Origin of the sequence: Pedobacter sp. PACM 27299, assembly GCF_001412655.1 — a bacterium.
Taxonomy (GTDB): domain Bacteria; phylum Bacteroidota; class Bacteroidia; order Sphingobacteriales; family Sphingobacteriaceae; genus Pedobacter.
Genome location: NZ_CP012996.1, coordinates 2312642 through 2334909, shown reverse-complemented (window position 1 = coordinate 2334909; position 22268 = coordinate 2312642). Strand labels below are relative to the sequence as shown.

Genomic DNA, 22268 nt, shown 5'->3' with positions numbered 1-22268 from the left:
TCTATTTTACTGCATCAATAACTGCTTTGAAAGCTGCTGGATGGTTCATTGCTAAATCAGCTAAAACTTTACGGTTTAAACCGATGTTTGCAGTCGCTAATTTACCGATCAATTGAGAGTAAGAAATACCATGTTGACGAGCTCCAGCGTTGATACGTTGAATCCATAATCCACGGAATTCTCTTTTCTTAACTTTACGGTCACGGTATGCATATTGCAAACCTTTTTCTACCGTATTTTTAGCGATTGTGAAAACCTTACTTCTTGATCCCCAATAGCCTTTGGCCATATTTAGGACTTTTTTCCTTCTTCTTCTCGAAGCTACTGCGTTTACCGAACGTGGCATAGTGTGTTGTTTTTTGATAAACGGTGTTGCGTATTACAGCAAACTTACTACCGGGTACCTGGTTAAAAATTTAATTATTTACCGATGGCAAGCATACGCTTAACGTTGCCCATATCAGCTGCGGACACCATTGAAGTGTGACCCAAATTACGCTTACGTTTAGTCGACATCTTAGTTAAGATGTGGCTTTTGTAGGCATTCTTCCTTGCAATTTTACCTGTTCCAGTAAGCTTAAAACGCTTTTTAGCACTGGAATTGGTTTTCATTTTTGGCATAACCTGTGTTTATTAATATGTAATTTATTTATTTCTTAGCAACTTTTGGAGCCAGCGTTAAAAACATACGCTTACCCTCTAACTTAGGTAATAGCTCAACTTTACCGATATCTTCAAGCGCTTGTGCAAACTTAAGCAATAGAATCTCTCCCTGCTCTTTGTAAACAATCGCTCTACCTTTAAAGTGCACGTAAGCCCTAACTTTCTCTCCGTTTTCAAGGAAACTGATCGCGTGTTTCAACTTAAATTGAAAATCATGATCATTTGTGTTAGGACCAAAACGGATCTCCTTAATGACAGTCTGTTTTGCGTTTGCTTTAATCTCCTTCTGCTTTTTCTTCTGCTCGTAAACAAACTTACTGTAATCAATGATCCGACATACCGGAGGCACTGCATTTGGAGAAATCTCAACAAGATCCAATTCCAATTCGTCGGCAAGGGCTAAAGCTTTTGCCAAAGGATAGATCCCCGGTTCAACATTATCTCCAGCTAATCTAACCTCCTGAGCTCTGATAAACTGATTAATATTATGTTCTGCTTCTTTTTTCTTAAAAGGAGGACGTGGTCCCCTGTTAAATCCTGGTCTGCCTAATGCCAAATTTATATACTATTTAAATTGTTATTTCTTTAATTAATAATTCACTAAACTCTTGCTGAGTCATTTCACCTAAATCTCCTGTGCCGTGTTTCCTTACTGAAACCTTTCCTTCCGCCATTTCCTTCTCTCCGATGATCAGCATATAAGGGATTTTTTTCACCTCAGCGTCTCTGATTTTCCTTCCAATTTTCTCGTCCCGGAAGTCAATCAAACCGCGAATATCGGAATTATTTAGCTCATCTGAAACTTTTTTTGCATAATCTTCATACTTTTCTGAGATCGGAAGGATAATAAATTGCTCCGGAGAAAGCCATAATGGGAAATTACCAGCGCAATGCTCGATCAATACCGCGATAAAACGCTCTAAAGAACCGAATGGTGCCCTATGGATCATCACCGGACGGTGCTTTAAGTTGTCACTGCCAGTATATTCCAATTCAAAACGCTCAGGTAAGTTATAATCTACCTGGATTGTTCCCAACTGCCATTTTCTGCCCAGTGCATCTTTCACCATAAAGTCTAACTTCGGACCATAGAATGCAGCCTCACCGTATTCTACTACAGTAGGTAATTCTTTTTCCGCAGCAGCCTCAATGATCGCCGATTCCGCCAAAGCCCAGTTTTCATCAGTACCAATGTACTTCGTTTTATTTTCAGGATCTCTCAAAGAAATCTGTGCAGTGTAGTCGTTAAATCCAAGAGACTTAAATACATACAATACCAGGTCAATTACTTTTTTGAATTCTTCTTTTACCTGATCCGGGCGACAAAACAAATGCGCATCATCCTGAGTAAAGCCACGAACCCTGGTTAAGCCATGAAGCTCACCACTCTGCTCGTAACGGTATACCGTTCCAAACTCTGCAAAACGCAAAGGAAGGTCCTTGTAAGAACGAGGTTTTACTTTATAAATCTCACAGTGGTGAGGGCAGTTCATCGGTTTAAGGAAAAACTCCTCCCCTTCTTGTGGGGTTTTAATTGGTTGAAAAGCATCTTTACCATACTTCTCGTAGTGACCAGAAGTAATGTATAAATTCTTATGGCCAATATGAGGCGTAACTACCTGCTCATATCCTGATTTTGCCTGTGCTTTCGTTAAAAACTGAACCAGACGCTCACGCAAAGCAGCACCTTTTGGCAGCCACAATGGTAATCCCATACCTACTTTCTCAGAGAAAGCAAATAATTCCAGTTCTTTACCCAACTTACGATGATCTCTTTTCTTCGCCTCTTCAATCATGTGAAGGTACTCAGTCAGCTCAGACGCTTTAGGGAAAGTTACCCCATAAATACGGGTTAATTGTTTTTTAGTTTCATCACCGCGCCAGTAAGCACCTGCAACATTCATCAATTTTACCGCTTTAACAAAACCGGTATTTGGAATGTGCGGCCCACGACAAAGATCTGTAAACTCACCTTGGTTATAGAATGTGATCTTTCCATCTTCCAGTCCTTCTAACAGGTCCAGTTTGTACTCATCACCTTTTTCTGTAAAATATTTAATTGCATCCGCTTTAGAAACGCTCTCCCTTACAAAAACTTGTTTTTGCTTAGCAAGCTCAATCATCTTCGCTTCAATCGCTTTGAAATCATCCGAAGAAAACTCCCTGTCGCCGAAATCTACATCATAGTAAAATCCAGTTTCAATAGCAGGACCAATACCGAATTTTGTACCCGGATATAAAGCCTCTAATGCTTCCGCCATAAGGTGGGCAGAAGAATGCCAGAATGTAGCCTTACCAGCAGCATCATTCCAGGTCAGCAACTTTACAGTTGAATCGCTTTCAATTGCCCTGGAAGAATCCCAAATTTCACCGTTTACTTCCGCAGCTAATACGTTGCGCGCTAATCCCTCTGAAATAGAGAGTGCAATCTGATGGGCTGTTATACCCTTTTCATACTGACGGCTAGAACCATCAGGCAGTGTAATATTAATCATCTACAACTATGATTTAAGTTAATTAATTGATTTTAAGTAATTTAGACAACTCTTATTCTACGTGTAATAAAACATTACCTAAACAATGACAGTTTTTTCACCTGTCACTGGTACAAATATAACAATTCAAGTCCGAAAATATAGCCTTGTTCAAGCAATCATTTTTATAAATTACGATAGTCGCCATAAGGCAGTCGGAATGTACTTGGGAAGAGACCTGCATTTCTTTAGCTGCAGGAAGGGGTTCGGTTAGGGTTCAGATAGCAGAGACTAAGCCAACCCTAACCGAACCCTAACCGAACCCCCTCCGGCCCCTATTATAAGGCCCTTCTCTTCCCGAACACTACCCGACCACAAACAGGTCTTTTTATCCTTTTTATAAAAAAATTAATACTCTGTACTTTCTAACCAGCCATTCGCTAAAACATCTGCCAAATGCATTGTTTTCAAAGGAATGTTGTTTTTATCGATATATCCCTGCAAGTGCATCAGACAGGATAAATCGGTCGAGATCACATATTCAGCGCCCATTTCCAGGGCATTATTTACTTTTTGCTCAGCCATAGCTGAAGAAATCGCATCAAACTTCACAGAAAACGTACCGCCAAATCCGCAGCACATATCCGTATCCTTCATTTCGACCATCTCCAGCCCATGTACTTTAGACAGCAGCTGACGCGGTTCTTCCTTAATCTTACACTCTCTCAATCCACTGCAGGAATCATGATAAACTGCTTTTCCATCCAGTTCCGCACCAAAATAATCTCTTTTCAACACGTTCACCAGGAAATCAGAAAGCTCATATACATGCTGCTGAATGCTGCGGCATTTATTATGAAGATTGGTATTGGTAAACAAATCACTATAACCACTCTTCACCATGCCAACGCAGGATGCAGAAGGCGCCACAATATAATCTGTACCGGAAAAATCACTTAAAAACTTCGTTCCTGTCTCTTTCGCCTGCTCCCAATATCCGGAGTTATAAGCCGGCTGACCGCAGCAGGTCTGTGCAGAATTATAAAACACCTCACAACCCGCCTTCTCCAATAGCTTTATCGTATTAAATGCAGTCTCAGGATATAACTGGTCAACAAAACAAGGAACAAACAATTCTATCTTCATGGGTATCTAATTCTTATTAAAATCTATCATGGTTAACCTTTAACCAATTTTGGTTCTGCCTTTTTTAACAGCAGTAAAAATATCAAACCTATTACAAAAAAGGAGACCAATGCCAGCACAGAATTTCTGATGCTGCCGGTTTGCTCCTCAATATAAGCAAAACTAAAAAGCCCTATCACTACCGCCAGTTTTTCTGTTACATCATAGAAACTGAAAAAGGAAGCCGTATCTGGTGTATTTTCAGGTAAAAACTTAGAGTACGTAGACCTCGATAATGACTGAATCCCACCCATAATCAGGCCAACTACTGCTGCCAAGCCATAAAATTCAAATTCATTAGTAGTGTAATAAGCAGCAACGCAAGCCCCCACCCATACCATAACCACCAGAATCAGCACATTTATATTTCCAATCTTTTTGGCAAACCTAGACATCCACATGGCACCCCAGATGGCCACTAGCTGCATGATTAAAATTACAGCAATTAATTTAGAAGTTCCCAAATGCAAGGTTTTCTCTCCAAAACCAGCCGCTGCCAGCATCACCGTCTGCACCCCCATCGAGTAAAAGAAAAAAGCAATCAAATAGTGTTTTAAAAAATTCATCTGCTTTAATTGCTGCCAGACTTTACGCAGTTCACCAAAGCCATTATGCACGAGGCTCTTATTTATAGCCGTATAATTTGGACTTCCAGCCGGCAATTTACGAAAAGGTATCTGTGCAAAAGCGACCCACCAAATCCCTACCAGTAAAAAAGACAGTCTTGCCGGCAAAGAACCATCAGTAATGCCAAAAAGCTCTGGTTTTAGTACAAATACGAAACAAATGACCTGCAGAATCACGCTCCCTACATAACCATAAGCAAAACCCTGTGCACTCACCCGATCTTGCTGGTCCTTAGTGGCGATTTCCGGAAGATAAGAGTTGTTAAACAATACCCCACCGATATACCCCATGGCCGCAATGGCAAAAAGGATAATGCCCAATTCCAGGCTTTCCAGTTTAAAGAAAAACAAACCCATACAGGCAAAACTTCCGATATAGGTAAAGATCTTCATGAATATTTTCTTGTTTCCGCGATAATCCGCAGTGGCGGAAAGCAGGGGCATTAAAATCACCATCACTAAATATGCAGCCGAAAGTGCATAATTAGATAAAGCTGTATTCGTAAAAGTATATCCGAAAAACTTTACCTGATCGCCATGCTCAGCAGTCGTAGTGATAATCGTATAATAAGCGGGAAAAATTGTTGAAGTAATAACTAAATTATAAGCAGAATTTGCCCAATCAAAAAAAGCCCATGACCGGATGACTTTCTTGTCGTTTTTTTGTTCCATGTATCAAATAAGGCCGCTAAAATAGCTAAAAAACAATAATCAGGCTAATTAACTTTCTCCAGTTTCGCTGCTCCTGATTTTTTCTCGCTTACATTTTTTGGATTCCCTTTATAATAAATCTCACTTGCACCAGAAGTCTTTACTTTTAAGTCATTCAGTACATTGATATTGGCTTTTCCAGTACCATCAATATTGATATCATAGATCCCTGCTACAAAATCAAATGCTTCTAATTTTGCATTGCCGCTTGTTTTTAACACATGAGTACCTGTTTGGCCGGTTAAAGTTAGTTTTCCTACGCCATCAATTTTCGAGCTCAGCTTACTCGCATTGATGTTCAGATTCACATCAGAACTGCCTTGCAGATCAAGGTCCAGGTCTTTCACATAGATAGGCCCCGTTCCTACCACACGCACCATGCCATTGGTTTCCAACTCTTTCAGCTCACCAATTCCTGCATAAATCACCACAGAGTCCGTACCACAGTATTTTCCGTTCTCTAATTTAAGTTCCAGTTCGCTGCCACTCAGCCTTGATCTGATCAGTGGTACTATATTAGAATCCGCCTGGATCTTCACGTTATAAGTACTGTCCTGCGTCAAAACCAATTTAATCGTACCGCTCACCTTGATTTTATCATAACTTTTCAGTTCCACTACTTTAGTGATCTGGATTCCTGAATCTTCAATACATTTTGAAGTACATCCTGCTAAAAGTACAGGAATAGCAAAAGCGATAAGTTGTAATTTCTTCATAGGGAATAATTTTATTGCAATTTACAAATAATAGTTTTTACCATCTGTTTTAATTTTTCCGGCATCCAGCAATTCACGGATACGTCCTAACCGATCATTTTCATTGCCGGTTTTGATGCCGGTCACCAGATCCTCAATAGACTGTGCTTTCGTTTGCAGTAAAGTGACCAGTTCAAAATCAATCCGGTCGAAGCGTAAATCCTGATCATCTGCTTTTTTTTCTTCCAGACAAACGTCGCAAACACCGCATTTATCGGCATCTGGCTCATCAAAATAACGCAGCAGCTGCACACTCCTGCATTCCTTAGTATCGGTATAAGCCAATACTGAATTGATCTGATCCAGCTGGATTTTCTTTCTCAGTTTGATGTATTTCACATCAATATCCATGTGCACAAAATCTACTCTTGGGCGGATATATTGGAGCTGAGGCTGATCCGATTGTGGCAGATAAGACAATAAACCCTGTTCTTCCAGGTTACTGATCATCTTCTTTGCCGTGCTGTAAGAGAGTCCAACTTTCTTAGCCAGCTCATTTTCTTCAATTCTCACATACTGATCAAAGGCGCCCCCATAAGAACGCAGGATCGCTTTGATCAGCGGATCATATCCTGCATTTTCTATTTGAAAACGATAAACATCTTCATGAGCAGCAGTAAACAACACCCTGGAAGGCAAAAAGATGTTTTCAGAAAGCGTCAGGTAACCATCATGCTCCAGAAACTTAAGTGCGGCCATGGTCTTGATCACGCCTACATTAAAACGCTTGCAGAAATCAGCAAGATCAAAATTAAAAGTCAGTCCTTCTCCAGCACCAAAGGCGAGCTGGAAATAATTTCCAAGATAATGGTAAGTCTTTTTGATATCCTCTACACTGGGAAAATGATCTGCATATTTGGCTTTTAATGAAGCCTGGTCGGATTTATTGGCCAGCAATACCGCGTAGGCTTTTTGCTCATCACGCCCTGCCCTGCCGGCTTCCTGATAATAAGCTTCCAGACTTTCCGGTAGATCCAGGTGTACCACAAAGCGCACATCCGGCTTATCGATCCCCATCCCAAAAGCATTGGTTGCCACCATCACCCTTATTTTATTTTTTTTCCACTCGTCCTGCTTGCGGAAGCGGTCGGCCTTCTCAATTCCTGCATGGTAAAAATCTGCCGCTAAATGATGTCTCGTTAAAAAAGAAGCGACTTCAACAGTCTCTCTTCTATTCCTAACATATACCAAACCACTCCCCTTCACGTTTTTCACGATATCCAGGAGTTTTCCATATTTATCCTCTTTGTCCATCACCACATAGCTCAGGTTCTTACGCTCAAAACTCTGCACATAGATTTTGCTGTCTTTAAATTTTAGTTTATCGACAATATCTGCCCGCACAAACTGCGTAGCAGTAGCAGTTAAGGCCAGAATCGGTACTTTAGGATGGATATCACGGATTTCAGCGATCTGCTGATAGGGTGGCCGAAAATCATATCCCCATTGGGAAATACAATGCGCTTCATCTACCGCAATTAAATTCACATTCATGTAAGCAATACGAATGCGTACAATTTCTGATAATAATCTTTCCGGCGACAAGTATAAAAACTTAATCTTACCATAAATACAATTGTCGAGCAGGATATCGATTTCTCTTTTTCCCATCCCTGCATAGATCGCGACCGCCTCAATACCTTTGGCTTTCAGGTTTTCCACCTGATCTTTCATCAAAGCAATGAGGGGCGAAATGACAATACAAATCCCTTCCCTGGCCAATGCAGGTATCTGAAAGCAAAGGGACTTACCTCCGCCGGTTGGCAACAACGCTAAAGTATCATGGCCATTTAAAACGGAACTGATGATGTCTGATTGGAGTGGTCTGAAAGTCTCAAACCCCCAGTATTTTTTAAGTATCTCGGCTTCGCTCATAAAAAGGTTAACATCAAAACTATAAAAATGAACTGATATTATTAAATTGCAGGCTTATTTACACCGATCTACATGATGAAAAAAACTTTACTACCATTAGCTTTGGTATTCATCTTTCAGTCTGCCTTTTCCCAGGAAAAGAAATGGGACATTGAAAAATACCAGGGCCCAACAAAAACCTTCAATATTGAAACCGATGAAGGAACCTGGATGAACCTGGATGTGAGTGCCGATGGTAAAGATATTGTTTTTGACCTGTTGGGAGATATTTACAGCATGCCTATCAGCGGTGGAAATGCTACCCTATTGAGTGGAGGCGTGCCATGGGACATTCAGCCACGCTTTAGTCCGAACGGAAAATACATTTCTTATACCAGTGATAAGAATGGAGCTGATAATATATGGATCATGAACCGCGATGGTTCCGGAAAAAGACAAGTCACCAAAGAAACTTTCCGATTGCTGAATAATGCAACCTGGACACCAAACAGTGAATACCTGGTGGCTCGTAAACACTTTACCGGCTCACGTTCTCTTGGTGCAGGAGAAATGTGGATGTACAGCATGTATGGTGGTGAAGGTGTACAACTGACCAAAAGAAAAAACGACCAGCAGGATGCCGGTGAGCCAAATATCAGCCCGAACGGCAGGTACTTATACTTCTCTGAAGATATGGCTCCTGGACCTAATTTTGAATACAGTAAAGATCCAAACGGGATGATTTACGCCATCCGCCAATTAGATATGGTGACTGGCAAACTCAGCAATCTTGTGGCACAGCAAGGTGGTGCTGCCCGTCCGCAGATCTCTCCGGATGGAAAAATGATGGCTTATGTAAAACGCGTTCGCCTAAAATCTGTCTTATATGTACAGAATTTACGTACCGCCGAAGAATGGCCGGTATATGAAGATCTTTCTCATGACCAGCAGGAAACCTGGGCGATCTTTGGAGTCTATCCAAATTTTGCCTGGACACCAGACAATAAAAACATTGTATTTTACGCTAAAGGAAAAATCAAAAGAATCGAACTGTCCACCTTAATTAGCAACGACATTCCTTTCCAGGTGAATAGTAAGCAGACTGTTCAGCAAGCGGTACATTTCCCGCATCAGGTATACAGCAATGAATTTGATGTAAAAATGATCAGACAGCTGACCACCTCTGCGGATGGAAAAATGGTGATCTTCAATGCTGCAGGATTTCTCTACAAAAAAGACTTACCTGATGGGAGTCCTGAACGTGTCACGAATGGTGTTGATTTTGAGTTTGAACCCAAAATCAGTAACGACGGAAAATACGTGATTTATACCACCTGGAACGATGAGTTAAAAGGTGCGATCAAAAGAACAGACCTGAAATCAGGAAAAACCATCACCCTAACGGATGAAAAAGGATTCTACTACTCTCCATCCTACTCTAACAAAGGAGACCGCATTATTTTCAGAAAAGGAATAGGAAATGATGTATTAGGATATGCTTATGGCAGAGGAACAGGAATCTACATCATGTCGGCGAATGGCGGAACAAAAACCTTAATCTCCGACAATGGTATCAAGCCACAGTTCAATACAGATGATACCCGTATTTATTTCCAGGGTTATGAAAATGGTAAAAAAGCGTTTAAAAGCATCGACCTGAATGGTGCAAATGAGAGAACCCATTACACCTCTACTTATGTCACACAATTTACCCCAAGTCCGGATGGAAAATGGATGGCTTTCACAGAGTTGTTTAATGTTTACGTAACACCAATGGTTACTGTAGGTACTCCACTAGAACTTTCTGCAACAAACAAAGCAATTCCACTGACCAAAATCACTAAAGATGGCGGAACGTATATCCATTGGAGCAATGACTCACAAAAGTTAATATGGACCTTAGGCGATAGATACTTCAGCAAAGATATCAAATCAGCTTTTAGCTTCGATGATGCAGGTATACAAGTCGCTCAAAAACCAGATACTGTTGGTCTTCCTCTAGGCTTAAAATTGAAAAGCGACCGTCCTAATGGTTTGCTGGCGTTAACAGGTGCTAGAATCATCACGATGAAAGGCGATGAAGTAATTGAAGAAGGAACCATTCTCGTAGAAAACAACAAGATTATTGCAGTTGGTAAGTCTTCGGAAATGGCCGTTCCTGCGAATGCTAAGGTAATTGATGTGACCGGCAAAACGATTATGCCAGGGATCGTGGATGTACATGCACACTTAAGAACAAGTCCTGATGGGATTTCACCGCAGCAGGATTGGTCCTATATGGCCAACCTTGCTTTCGGGGTAACTTCCTCTCATGACCCTTCCAGCAATACAGAAATGGTATTCAGCCAGTCGGAAATGTTGAAAGCAGGCAGAATGGTTGGTCCTCGTTTATACTCTACAGGTTCTATTTTATACGGTGCTGATGGCGATTTTAAAGTCGTGATCAACAGCCTTGATGATGCACTATCTCACCTGAAGAGATTAAAAGCAGTGGGTGCGTTTTCAGTAAAATCTTACAATCAACCAAGAAGAGATCAGCGTCAGCAGATACTTGAAGCAGCCCGACAATTGAAAATGGAAGTGGTGCCTGAAGGTGGATCTACGTTTTTCACCAATATGAACATGGTGGCTGATGGTCATACCGGAATTGAGCATAGCATTCCTGTAGCACCAGTTTATAAAGACGTCACTTCTTTCTGGGGCAATACCGCAGTTGGTTATACACCAACACTGATCGTAAGTTACGGTAGTCAGTGGGGAGAAAACTACTGGTACGATAGAACCAATGTTTGGGAAAATGAGCGATTGATGGCTTTCACCCCACGTGCGATTATTGATGCACGAGCCAGAAGACGAACAACTTCTGAATATGGAGATTACGGACATATTGAAGTGGCCAAGGCAACTAAACAAATTGCCGATGCAGGCGTAAAAGTAAACCTGGGTGCTCACGGTCAGATTCAAGGGCTAGGTGCACATTGGGAACTGTGGATGCTGGTACAAGGCGGAATGTCGCCATTACAAGCCATCCGAAGCGGTACTTTAAACGGCGCAGCATACTTAGGTATGGATAAAGAAATCGGTTCTCTGGAGCCAGGAAAACTAGCGGATTTAGTGATCATGGATGCCAATCCTTTGAACGACATCAGAAACTCTGAAAAGATTAAATATGTAATGATCAACGGCCGTATTTTCGACAGTCTTTCGATGAATGAGATCGGTACCAGAGAAAAGCTTCGCGGCAAGTTCTGGTTTGAGACTGGAAAAGGAATGATTTACAGCTTCCCAACAGGAGTTGCAGAAACTTATACTTATACCATTCCAAACTGCGATTAATACTGGTAAGAGAAAATTATTCAATAAAAAAAGCTGCCTGATCATAAACCAGGCAGCTTTTTTTTATTTTATTAATCCCCTTACTATTGTCCTGAATAAGGATTCTGATCAGCAGGTTTAAGTGCCTCATTATTGGCCATTTCCAATTGTGGAATCTGACAGATAAAGCGGTAATCATTTGATGGCAATGTACCCGTAGGGTTTGTTGCTGAAGCCACATAACCATTCAATTGGTTTACACCCCAGGTATAATGTCCTTCTTTATAAGTGGCAGTTTCCTGGTAACGAAGCAATGGTTTCTGCAGGCGCAGCAGGTCATAAAAACCGGTCACCCCTTCACAAAGTAATTCCTTGCGTCTTTCTACATAAATGGCTTCCAGTAATGTTGGACCAGCAGCGGCAGTAGTCACATTGACCACTCCTCTTGCTCTTTGCAAACGGTTTAAGTAAGTCAAACCATCTCCACCAGAATTAGCCGCAGCTTCCGCCATGATCAACAGCATTTCAGAACCTCTCATCAAGGAAACTTCCGGACGCGTATTTCCCTGTACCGCACCATTCGCATCGCCATAATGTTTGTATTTGTTATACGCCCATTTTGTAGACCATTCCTGAGAAGCATTCTTAGTACGCTTCCAGAACTGGTACCTGTCTTCTGTCTTTTCAAACAGCTGCTCATACTTGCCGTCTGCGAAAAAACTCAGGAAGGCGTAAATTGGTCCATCTGTAAAACCTTCACCATAGCTTTCATCCTGGTTGTACCAGAAGTTAAACTGGGTGCTTCCGCCAATATTATCCGTATCCGTGTATTTCATGGCCCACATGATCTCTGGGTAACCATTGGTGATCACCTTATCGAAACCACTTCTATATTGATCACGAGTCATCAACTGACTGTAAGCATTGTAAGCAGTTGTTGCTTCGGCAAGCGCATTTGGCCAATCGTTCATCACCAGATACACTCTGGCCAATTGTCCTGAAATCACATTTTTATCAATTGTCCATTTGTTCGGACGCTCATAATTGGCAAGTAGTCCTTTTGCCTCTTTCAAGTCAGCCAGGATCTGTTGGTAGCAGGCTTCTACAGTAGAACGCGGCATACTTTCCGGATCGGTAGAAGATAACCTCAGGATCACCCCTGGTTTATTTTTTGCCAGCATATACGTTTGCTGATAGTTTTGGATCAGGTGGAAATAACAGATGCCACGAATGGCTTTTGCCTGTCCCATAATCTGCTGTTTCAATTCCGGACCGCCATCTGCAGTTGGTAAGGCAGTAATAATCGCATTGACCTCGTTAATGGTTTTATACATCATAGACCAGATCGCATCTGAATTACCGGTAATCTGCGTCCTGGTAGGCTCATAAGTATAGGAAATCACCTGATTGCCACCCATATTGGTGTGGCTCAGGATATCAGCACCGCCCAGATCTACATACATCTGTAATCCTGCCAGACCTGAATAAGCCCTATCGGCCCCGCCATTGTTAAAATACAGTTTTTTATAGGCTGAGGTCAGCACCATATTCAGCTGGGTCACATTTTTAAGCACTGCCCCATCAGAGGTAGCGGTTGATGATTTTGTGTCCAGGAATTTTTTACAGCCGGCGAAGCTTGTCATTAAAACGGGTACTGCCAGCAATAAGACTGTTTTATATATTGTTTTCATCGTTGTCGTATCTATTTGTTATTAAAATGAAACCTGGATACCGCCCATATAGATTCTTCTGGAACCCTGAACACCATTATCTGTATCCGCATTACCGTTGTAATTATTTCCCAATACTCCTGTTTCAGGATCTGAATAACGGTTTTTAGCCGATCCGAAAGTCAGCAGGTTATTTCCAGTCAGGTAAATACGGGCAGAGGTCATACCCAGTTTTTTACTGAGTTCTTTAGGTAATGTAAAGCCTAGCGTTAAGTTCCTCAGACGTAAATAGCTATTGTTGAACACATAAAAATCTGAAGCCCTGCGCGTATCTGCATAATTGTCGTTAGACCATTTTGGGAACATCGCCTGATCACCAGGATTTTTCCACCTGTCTGCTACCAGGTCTGGAATCACACCTACTCCACCACGCAATGCGGTACGCTCTATATAACCATAATCGAACATTTTACCGCCCAGAGAGTAGTAGAACATGATCGACAGGTCAAATCCACCGTAATCAAAGCTATTGGTAAATGATCCATAAGCTTTAGGCAATGCCGATCCGCCATATTGATAATCAGCTGTGGTTACTTCAGCATAGTTCTCGGTAGTTTTCCAACCTCCGGCACCATCCTTAACCAAGTAACGCATATTTCCATTATCAGGATTCACACCTGCATTTTTCACCATAAAGAAGTCGTAAACAGAATGTCCTTCTTCCAGTTTATAAGTTGCGGCACGGTTGGCGAAAGTAAATGCACCGCCAGGAAGGTAGGTTACTTCATTTTTCAGGGTAGAGATATTGGCATCAATTCTCCAGCCGAAATCTTTGCTACGGATCAGCTCCGCACCCAGACTTACTTCAAAACCACTATTGCGAATATTGCCCAAATTGGTGTTTTTTCCTATGATAGCACCTGCTTGTGCAGATAGTGGCAATGGTTTCTGATACAACAAACCCGATGAATTACGGGTATAATATTCTACTGTACCGGTAATGGTTTTAAAGATATTGAAATCAAGGGCTACATTCAGGAGTTTATTGCTCTCCCATCTTAGTTCTGGTGTAGCTATGGTTGAAGGACGTAATCCAGGGTTTCCGTACATAGGATCATCTTCATATACCCCTTCGTAAGCGTACAGTGTTTCAGAACCCGGACTACCATCTGCATTTCTGGTGGTCAATTTATCATTTCCATTGGTACCATAACTAGCGCGAAGCGATAAGTTATTGATCCATTCTGTATCCTTAATGAAGTTTTCATTAGACATTCTCCATGAAGCACCTACCGAGTAGAAATACCCCCAGCGGTTGTCAGGATGAAAACGAGATGAACCATCACTTCTAATAGAGGACGATAGGTAATATTTGTTCTGGAAGTCATAATCTACCTTACCAAGGAATGAAAATAATCCATAACGGTCTTTTTGAGAACCATTACTCCAGTTTCTAGTGGTGGAGCTCAGCTCATACTGACCAATCTGCATGATCCCCTCTCCATAAGCAGTGTTGTATAAGTAATTGTAATTGTACAATTCCTGTCCGGCTAAAGCGCTGAAACTATGATCGCCAAACTTTTTATTCCAAGTCAATATGTTATTCCAGGTTAAAGAAGTAATGTCAGCATTGCTTCTGGTTGCATTACCACCAGAGGTGAGTACGGTTAGTCCATAAGGCGCCATCTGTCCCGAGCCATGAACGGCAGAACCATATAAAAAGTACTTGGTACTGCTATTGTCGATCCCTAAACTGGATTTAAAATTCAGGTCAAAAGGAAGTTTAACATTTGCAAAAAAGCGGGTGGAAACCAGGCTAGCCTGATTGTTATTGAAATCTTCATCATTTGGATTGTTCCAATAATCACCGCCATTGTTCATTGGGTGGATACCGAAGAAGTTATTGACATAAGAACCATAATCGAACATTCTTTTACCGGTTTTCTCAGAATACACCCAATCGGTATTGTCAATATTTCTCAACCATGGTGAAGACATGGTAGTCGTGAAAATCTGCGCACGCATCGAACCCGAAGTATTCTGTCTTGAACTGCTGTAAGCGATACTTCCACCCAGCTGCAACCAGTCTGTCGCCTGTGTGGTCACATTTGTTCTAAAGGTGTAGCGTTTGAAATACTGGTTGCTCGCATAACCTTTATCATCAAGGTAAGAACCTGAAATCAGGTAATTTGTCTTCCCATTGCTGCTGGCTCCACTCACATCAAGACCATAATCCTGACGCAGTTTACGGGAATATACTGCCCCATTCACATCATAATCTGAAGGATCCCATACCATTTGCAGGTTAGGGTTCAGGTATGGATTTCCATTGCCATCATGCAGTACATAGTTTTCATTGATGTGCTTAAAAGGAGATACATAGCTTGATTGTCCGGCAGAATTGGTCACTGCTTTTAAGATTTTACCCAGTACATTGTTCGATGCCCAGTTTCCAGCATCAGCCTTCGTCATTCCGTATTTATAAAACTGATCGTTGTACATTCCTTCCCAGGTATACAGCAATTGCTGTGCTGGATCTGCCTTCACCGGATTTCCAATCGCATTGTCTGAGGTTCCCCAGGCAGAGCGGAAATTGATTTTTGGAATGTCTGATTTTCCTTTTTTTGTGGTGATCATCACGACCCCATCAGAGGCACGTGAACCGTAAAGTGAGGAGGCCGCAGCATCTTTTAATACAGAGATCGACTCGATATCACTCGGTGAAATGGAATTCAATTCTCCATCGTAAGGCATACCATCCAGTACATATAATGGTTTAGATGCACCGCTCATAGAGCTGATCCCGCGGATCTGAATACGGGTATTTCCTCCAGGATTACCTTCGTTATTCACTACATTGACACCGCTTCCCATTCCCTGTAAAGATTCCGTAAAACTAGAACCTGGAACTTTTGCCAGTTTCTCTCCGCTGATCACCGCAACAGATCCTGTGAAGGTTGATTTTTTTGCAGTGCCATAAGCTACCACAATCACATCATCCAGCCCTTGCTCCTGGCTAGCGAGTTTCACATTCAACTGTCCCTCGCCATTCCAAACTACTTCCTGCGAAACGAAACCTACATAGGTAACCACAATAATATCGCCTTTCTGTGCCCCATCCAATACAAATCTACCCTCTGCATCTGTAATAACGTGCTTAGTAGTCCCTTTGATGGCAATCGAAGCGCCTGGTAAAGGATTTCCATCAGTATCTTTTACTACGCCGCTTAATCTCGCGATAATCAACTGATCCATCCGCAGCACAGCAGCTGGCCGCTTGATGATCGTCACCATCTTATGGTCAATCGTGAAGGTAACCGGCTGGTTTCTAAAACACTCTTCCAGCGCCGCTTCAAGACTCACATTTTCTACATTGATGCTCACTGGTTTAGACAAGGCGATGATTTTATCGCTATACACGAAATCAACGCCGCTCTGTTTTCTAATCTCGTTCAATACCGCCGCCAACTTCACCCGCTCGTGTTTAAGCGTCACATTCTGCCCATAAGTACTCGCACTTACCTGTAGAATAGCAGAAGTTAACAAGACGACCATCAGTTTAATTCTCATGATCCATTTATTTTGATTTACCGCACTGAGCCTGCTAAAAACAGGATTCATCCGCAGTGAAATTTTGGCAATAGCAGTCCCTTGCCTGCATAGGCTTTTGGTGTAAAATATCATATATTTACATCGTGTTTAATCAGTTAGTTGCCTGCACCTCAAAAGTTTCAGGGCAACCTACATCAGTTCATTAATAATTGTTATGAATTACCCGGTTTTCCGGGGGCTAGTAGATAAGCTGAAACACCGGCCGGAAGTGGTGGTACACTTTCGGCCATCATTTTACTTATATCTTCCAGACTTAGGGATCTTGTTTGTAGTTTTTTTTCATTTGTTTGGTTGGTTAAGTTGAATTTATGTAGATTGATTTTTTACTATGATCTTATTGCCAAGGACGTCAAATTTTAGTCCGCCCGACTGCAATGCTTTCAGCAATACAGAAATGTTTTTACTTCTGGATACTTTTCCGGTAAATGTGCCTTCCTTGTCTACACCGCTCGCATAAACTACCTGCACGTTATACCACCTGGAAACACGTCTCATTAAGGAGATTAAAGGTTCCGACTGGAATATAAAATCACCATTCTTCCAATCCACCGCCTGGTCTACATCTACTGTAGATACCTGAAGCTGTTTTCCTGCAGAAACGGCTTGCTCACCTGGTTTTAATACCCGGGCAAGGGCACCATCTTCCATGCTTAATTTTATACTGCCTTCCAGCAAAGTTGTCCTTTGCTCAGGCTCATCAGGGTAAGCATTTACATTAAATTCAGTCCCTAAAACACGGATCTGCTGATGATTTGTACTGACTACAAAGGGACGTTTCTTGTCTTTAACGACTTCAAAATAAGCCTCTCCCGCCAGTTCAACTTCACGCAATACTGTATTAGAAAAAGATACCGGATAAGTGATAGAAGAAGCCGCATTCAGCCAAACCATGGTGCCATCAGGTAAACGCAGCTGGTAAGATTCACCATTGGCAGTAACAAGTTTGTTGACCGCTTTCGGATCTCCATTTTGCTGATCTTTTAATTCATAGATCAGTTGTCCATCGGCAGTTTTTGTAATACTTACCCCAGCCTCAGTGGCCAGTTCGCCTTTCACATCACTGCTGAGTACGATCTTTTTGCCATTGGCCAACGTAAGCGTTGCTGCATTTTTCCCCGGACTGATGTCATGATAGGCCTGTTGCTCTTTTTCCTCCTTCGATTTGCTGCTGAACCAAAAATAGCCCGCGCCAATCATCAGTATCACTGCGGCAGCCGAAGACAATCTTCTGAATAGATGCAGTTTATAATTTTTTCTGCCAGCCGGAAGCCTGTTCCAGATTTCCTCTCCAATTCCCTGATCCATCTCTGCAACCGAATCATCCGCTGCAGAAGCTGCAGAAGCTGCAGCTAAATTATACAAATAATGAACCGCAGCAATCTCTTCAGGGCTACAGGTGCCTTGCTGGTATTTTTTAAGCAGTTCTTCTTGTTTTTTATCTGATTGGTCCATCGGTCAGCAGTTATCTAGCGTTGGTTATTGGTATAACAACTCAGGATGGCCGAGGATGTAGATGAAAATTAAAGAAATGTTAAAAAAATATGAAGTTTATTCTTAAGGATACTCAAAGCATTGCTAACCTGACGTTTAACAGTTAAAGAAGAAATATTGAGTTCTTCAGAAATTTCGCGGTGTGTTTTGAATTCTTTTCTGCTCAGCTCAAATATCTGTCGCATTTTTGGCGGGAGGCTTTTAATGCTCGCTTCGATCAGCCTTTCGAAATCGCGTTCAATCACGAGTTCGTCCGGCAAAGTCACTTCAGGATTTTCCAGCACAATCTTACGTTGCTCGGCATACTTGGCTTCTATTTTAAGGTGTTTCAATTGGTTGAGAATCCTATTTCTGCAGGCAGTATACAAGAAACCTGCTACAGGGGGCTTGATCTCTGATTTCTTAGTCCATAGTGTAGTAAAAACCTCCTGTACCACATCTTTTGCTTCCTCATCATTTTTCATCATGTGACAGGAATGACGGTACAATAACTGCCAGTAGCGGTCGTATATTTGCCTATAAGCTTGCTGATCTCCTGACTGAAATGCTGTCAGAAGTTCATCATCGCTTAACACTAATGACTGACTCATAAATCCCCCTACATTTTTTTGTAACAATAATAATATATTTTCCGCAGATGTAAGAAAAAACAGGCGTTTTTTATTCCCTGCTAAATGCTTTAATTTTACTCATTTGCAGGATATTCGCCTGATGATGGAGGATGCTGAAGTTTGGGATGAACATAAAAAACCGAGATTGAAAAATCAATCCCGGTCGGTACAATTGATGATATTTAAGGGGGAGGTAAACATCATTCAGGGGTAATTATCAGTAAATGATCATTGCGGCCTGGATTCTCCAAAACGCTGCTGTTGAATCCTGTCGTATTCCTTCACATAATCTGGATGCTCTGTCTTCATCCATCGATCCCATACCCTTAAGTACAGTCCGTAATTACCTTTAAATTTCAAATGGTGGAAATTATGGAAGGTGGAAGTATTGACGATCTCGAACAGGAAGGAGTTTCGGAATCCTTTCGGCATAATTTCGTAGCCCAGATGGCCATATACATTGATCACAAAAGAGGAAAGGGCAAACAATCCGAGGGTTAAAGGATGTAATGGCATCACAAAAACCAGTACAATCATCACCCCTCCTTCTGCTATTGCTTCCAGAAAATGAAAAGAATAGGAAGTCCAGGGAGAAGGGTTGGTACTCTTGTGGTGCACCAGATGCGTCAGCTTAAACAAACTTTTATGGTGCAGGATCCGGTGCATCCAGTAGAAATAAGCGTCATGCACGAGCAGGCTTAGCAACAGGCTAACCGGAACCCAAATCAGTGGATATTCATAAATATCGGTATAAACTAAAGTGTAAGGCCGCAGTCCATCGGACAAAGCAATAATGGCGGTAATAGCCAACATTGCACTGGATACAGAAGAGTGCAGAATTTCCCGTATAAAATCGAGCTTGCCGGCCAGCCTGCTTTGAATTTTATTTCGCAGCAGGCTTTTAGGAAAGAGCAGGTAAAAAACTAAAAAAAAGATACCTGCAATGACAAAATAACGGGCTATAGTGAGTAGAAATGCTACGCTGAAACTTTCTAAAAAATGGTCCATATTATTTACGTTTTCTTCGGATTAAAATCATCATCCCGGAGAGGAACATGATTCCTGGGATAATACCATAATACAATACCTGCATTGTTTTTACACTGCCTTTGGTGAGTGTGGTGCTGTTATCTTTAGGAAAAGGACGGCTTGCATCCACAGGAAATTCCCCATAGCTGAACCAGCTGAATATTCTCGTGGCAAAATAGCTGTTCAACGTTCCAAGGTTGCGTCTTCCTGCCTCTGCATTACTGAAAAAATCCGCATCTGCGGCGACGATGATGCGCTGTTCTTTACTGCTTACCTGTCTGGTCAGCATTAATGCCGTTGGAAAGGAGCCCTGTTCATCTCCTGATTTCGAATCAACGGTTAAGGCGGCAGAATCCAGCACAAACTTTCCCTTTTTGACCCAGCTGCTTTGCGCATCGGTCATCAATAAAGGATGAATCGCAAAAGCCCCGCCTTCTTCGTAGCTTAAAGTACCGGCACTCGGCATGGCTACAATGGCTCTTTGCTGAAAAAAGTGCTGTAGTTTCGGATCCATGGCCACAGATCCTGGCGCTAATGCAGGCGTCACCAGATCATACGAAAAATCTTTGCTGTGCTGAACAAGCATTCCGTTCCCCATTTTAACACCAAGGGATTCCAGCAGCGGATTGATCACCTGCTGTTTACCTGGCTCGCCAACGATCATCAGGTTGCCTCCCGCGGCAATATATTGTTGAAGTCTAGCCTTTGCTGCAGCACTAAAGGTCACTTTCGGATCCGCAATCACCAAAGCAGCAATATCGGCAGGAATGGCTGACTTTTCTAACGCAACGGTATCTATATCAAAGCCCTGATTGATCATGGAAGATCTATTCAGCTTATCGTTAATGAGCATCTGATAATCCCTGTCGCCTAACTTATCAATACTGCGCTGATAACCATCAGTTGCAAAAACGATCTTGGGAATAGGTTGTATCAGCCTCTTTAATGCGGCACCAGTTTCTTCTTCATTTGGCCAGAATTGAGGATCAGGGAAGGTACGCAGAAAAGTAGTCTTACCTTTATATTTCAACTGCATCACGGCACGCGCATTTTCACCTGCCAGGTCTATTTCTTTCTTGATTTGTTCCGGCCTCTTAAAATCCCGAAGATTTAATTTCTGCATTTTTGCCAGTTGTACAACGGCTTCATCAAAAGTCTTATTGTACTCTTTGAGCGAGGCAGTCATCCCGGGAATGCTATCATAATAATAAACCCATTTCAACTTTAAGTTGGGTTTAAACCGTAAATAAGGCTCCCAGCGGGAAATATTTGAAATGCGTTTTGCTGGAGTAATCTCCCAGTAAGAGCCATCCATTCCATTGATGTAAGTAGTCAGCTCAACAGGCTCATCACCCATCTTTTTCAAGATCTCCTGACTGGCGCGGGTAATGGTATTCACCTTAGTCCCGGTAGCATCATAATACGCAATCATCGGCTGCCTTGAACTGACATAGGTAATGGCTAACCCAATCACAACAATCCCTGTATACCTGAATACCTGCTGCAAAACTGATGTTGATTTCCTTTCCAGCTTCAGCTTGGTGATGGTAAAAGCAAGGAACATTCCAGTAATTGCAAAATAATAAATCACATCCCTGCTATTCAGCAGGCCGGCCATCATGCGTGCTGCACGAGTCGGCATGGAAAGACTATGCGTTAAATCCCTGATCACATCGTACTCCTGCCCTACCTTTCCAATATAGTTCATAAAGGCAAGCAGTACAAAAGTACTGATCGCTGCAACGGCCTGGTAAGTGGTTAAACTCGATACAAAAATCCCGATAGCGGCATAAGCAGTGAGCAATAAAAATGCAGCAAACAAAGCAACCAGGATATGCGGATAGTCAAAAGCAGGGATAAATGTAATCCCAGCCAGTACGAACAAGGTCATTACGCCTATAATGACCAGGTTATAAACCAGCATCGCTGCAAACTTCCCATATACCACCTGGCTCAGTTTTACCGGAGAAGAATAGAGCAGTTTGATACTGCCAGAACTGATTTCCCTGCTGATGATGCCCATGGTGATCAATGGGATGTACAGGTATAAACTATCTAAAATCCGGCTCAGCAGTCCCAGCGCGTTAGGATTCGTAAAGAGATCCCTGGTTAAAAAAGAGAAGTTACCTCCTTTTTCTAAAGGAGGGAGCGCTGCTGTAAAATCGACACTCATCTGTACAAAGAGTATGATCATCAGCAACCATGCAATTGGGGAATAAAATAGCAGGCTGAGTTCCAGTCTGGCTATCTGTATGATTTTCTTCATGTCTTG

15 protein-coding genes are annotated in these 22268 nt (G+C 42.0%); 1 reads left to right on the top strand and 14 read right to left on the bottom strand.

The window, feature by feature from the left end; genetic code table 11:
* Position 1: 1 nt before the first annotated feature.
* The 8 genes from rplT to AQ505_RS09700 all read right to left on the bottom strand — a co-directional run bounded on the left by rplT (position 2) and on the right by AQ505_RS09700 (position 8289).
* Positions 2-346, bottom strand: a complete 345-nt coding sequence (gene rplT, locus AQ505_RS09735) for a 50S ribosomal protein L20 (RefSeq protein WP_062547999.1) — start codon at positions 344-346, stop codon at positions 2-4.
* A 74-nt stretch (positions 347-420) separates the two neighbouring features.
* The gene (gene rpmI, locus AQ505_RS09730; protein ID WP_062547998.1) at positions 421-621 is read right to left on the bottom strand and encodes a 50S ribosomal protein L35; all 201 of its coding nucleotides are present in this window, start codon (positions 619-621) and stop codon (positions 421-423) included.
* Positions 622-649: 28 nt separating this feature from the next.
* Entirely contained in the window at positions 650-1219 is a 570-nt protein-coding gene (infC, locus tag AQ505_RS09725; protein ID WP_015807729.1) for a translation initiation factor IF-3, read from the bottom strand.
* 13 nt (positions 1220-1232) lie between these two features.
* On the bottom strand, positions 1233-3158 hold the full coding sequence (gene thrS / locus AQ505_RS09720; RefSeq protein WP_062547997.1) for a threonine--tRNA ligase: 1926 nt from the start codon (positions 3156-3158) through the stop codon (positions 1233-1235).
* A gap of 387 nt (positions 3159-3545) precedes the next feature.
* A complete protein-coding gene (locus tag AQ505_RS09715) occupies positions 3546-4283 on the bottom strand; it encodes a (Fe-S)-binding protein (RefSeq protein ID WP_062547996.1) in 738 nt (245 codons plus the stop codon).
* Positions 4284-4315: 32 nt separating this feature from the next.
* Complete coding sequence (locus tag AQ505_RS09710; RefSeq protein WP_062547995.1) at positions 4316-5620, bottom strand: MFS transporter; 1305 nt, start codon at positions 5618-5620, stop codon at positions 4316-4318.
* A 44-nt stretch (positions 5621-5664) separates the two neighbouring features.
* Complete coding sequence (locus tag AQ505_RS09705) at positions 5665-6375, bottom strand: head GIN domain-containing protein (protein WP_062547994.1); 711 nt, start codon at positions 6373-6375, stop codon at positions 5665-5667.
* A 21-nt stretch (positions 6376-6396) separates the two neighbouring features.
* Positions 6397-8289: a RecQ family ATP-dependent DNA helicase gene (locus AQ505_RS09700; RefSeq protein WP_062547993.1), complete on the bottom strand. Its 1893-nt coding sequence runs from the start codon at positions 8287-8289 to the stop codon at positions 6397-6399.
* Positions 8290-8364: 75 nt separating this feature from the next.
* Between AQ505_RS09700 and AQ505_RS09695 the strand changes: the two genes are divergently transcribed.
* Positions 8365-11604: an amidohydrolase family protein gene (locus AQ505_RS09695; RefSeq protein WP_157262603.1), complete on the top strand. Its 3240-nt coding sequence runs from the start codon at positions 8365-8367 to the stop codon at positions 11602-11604.
* A gap of 83 nt (positions 11605-11687) precedes the next feature.
* Here AQ505_RS09695 and AQ505_RS09690 read toward each other — a convergent pair whose 3' ends face one another.
* The 6 genes from AQ505_RS09690 to AQ505_RS09665 form a co-directional block, all read right to left on the bottom strand.
* Positions 11688-13274: a RagB/SusD family nutrient uptake outer membrane protein gene (locus tag AQ505_RS09690; RefSeq protein ID WP_062547991.1), complete on the bottom strand. Its 1587-nt coding sequence runs from the start codon at positions 13272-13274 to the stop codon at positions 11688-11690.
* A 21-nt stretch (positions 13275-13295) separates the two neighbouring features.
* Positions 13296-16823 carry a SusC/RagA family TonB-linked outer membrane protein gene (locus tag AQ505_RS09685; protein WP_197286342.1) on the bottom strand — a complete coding sequence of 1176 codons (3528 nt, stop codon included), beginning with the start codon at positions 16821-16823 and terminating at the stop codon, positions 13296-13298.
* Positions 16824-17171: 348 nt separating this feature from the next.
* Entirely contained in the window at positions 17172-18317 is a 1146-nt protein-coding gene (locus AQ505_RS09680) for a FecR family protein (RefSeq protein ID WP_062547990.1), read from the bottom strand.
* 68 nt (positions 18318-18385) lie between these two features.
* Positions 18386-18946, bottom strand: coding sequence for an RNA polymerase sigma-70 factor (locus AQ505_RS09675; RefSeq protein WP_062547989.1), 561 nt, complete (start codon positions 18944-18946; stop codon positions 18386-18388).
* 249 nt (positions 18947-19195) lie between these two features.
* Positions 19196-19975 carry a sterol desaturase family protein gene (locus AQ505_RS09670; protein ID WP_062547988.1) on the bottom strand — a complete coding sequence of 260 codons (780 nt, stop codon included), beginning with the start codon at positions 19973-19975 and terminating at the stop codon, positions 19196-19198.
* A gap of 1 nt (position 19976) precedes the next feature.
* Entirely contained in the window at positions 19977-22262 is a 2286-nt protein-coding gene (locus AQ505_RS09665) for a Gldg family protein (protein WP_062547987.1), read from the bottom strand.
* Between the last annotated feature and the right edge of the window lie 6 nt (positions 22263-22268).

Coding starts and splice junctions, on each gene's coding strand:
- rplT (WP_062547999.1), bottom strand. CDS start 346: ATGCCACGTTCGGTAAACGCAGTAGCTTCGAGAAGAAGAAGGAAAAAA.
- rpmI (WP_062547998.1), bottom strand. CDS start 621: ATGCCAAAAATGAAAACCAATTCCAGTGCTAAAAAGCGTTTTAAGCTT.
- thrS (WP_062547997.1), bottom strand. CDS start 3,158: ATGATTAATATTACACTGCCTGATGGTTCTAGCCGTCAGTATGAAAAG.
- AQ505_RS09715 (WP_062547996.1), bottom strand. CDS start 4,283: ATGAAGATAGAATTGTTTGTTCCTTGTTTTGTTGACCAGTTATATCCT.
- AQ505_RS09710 (WP_062547995.1), bottom strand. CDS start 5,620: ATGGAACAAAAAAACGACAAGAAAGTCATCCGGTCATGGGCTTTTTTT.
- AQ505_RS09705 (WP_062547994.1), bottom strand. CDS start 6,375: ATGAAGAAATTACAACTTATCGCTTTTGCTATTCCTGTACTTTTAGCA.
- AQ505_RS09700 (WP_062547993.1), bottom strand. CDS start 8,289: ATGAGCGAAGCCGAGATACTTAAAAAATACTGGGGGTTTGAGACTTTC.
- AQ505_RS09695 (WP_157262603.1), top strand. CDS start 8,365: ATGAAAAAAACTTTACTACCATTAGCTTTGGTATTCATCTTTCAGTCT.
- AQ505_RS09690 (WP_062547991.1), bottom strand. CDS start 13,274: ATGAAAACAATATATAAAACAGTCTTATTGCTGGCAGTACCCGTTTTA.
- AQ505_RS09685 (WP_197286342.1), bottom strand. CDS start 16,823: ATGAGAATTAAACTGATGGTCGTCTTGTTAACTTCTGCTATTCTACAG.
- AQ505_RS09680 (WP_062547990.1), bottom strand. CDS start 18,317: ATGGACCAATCAGATAAAAAACAAGAAGAACTGCTTAAAAAATACCAG.
- AQ505_RS09675 (WP_062547989.1), bottom strand. CDS start 18,946: ATGAGTCAGTCATTAGTGTTAAGCGATGATGAACTTCTGACAGCATTT.
- AQ505_RS09670 (WP_062547988.1), bottom strand. CDS start 19,975: ATGGACCATTTTTTAGAAAGTTTCAGCGTAGCATTTCTACTCACTATA.
- AQ505_RS09665 (WP_062547987.1), bottom strand. CDS start 22,262: ATGAAGAAAATCATACAGATAGCCAGACTGGAACTCAGCCTGCTATTT.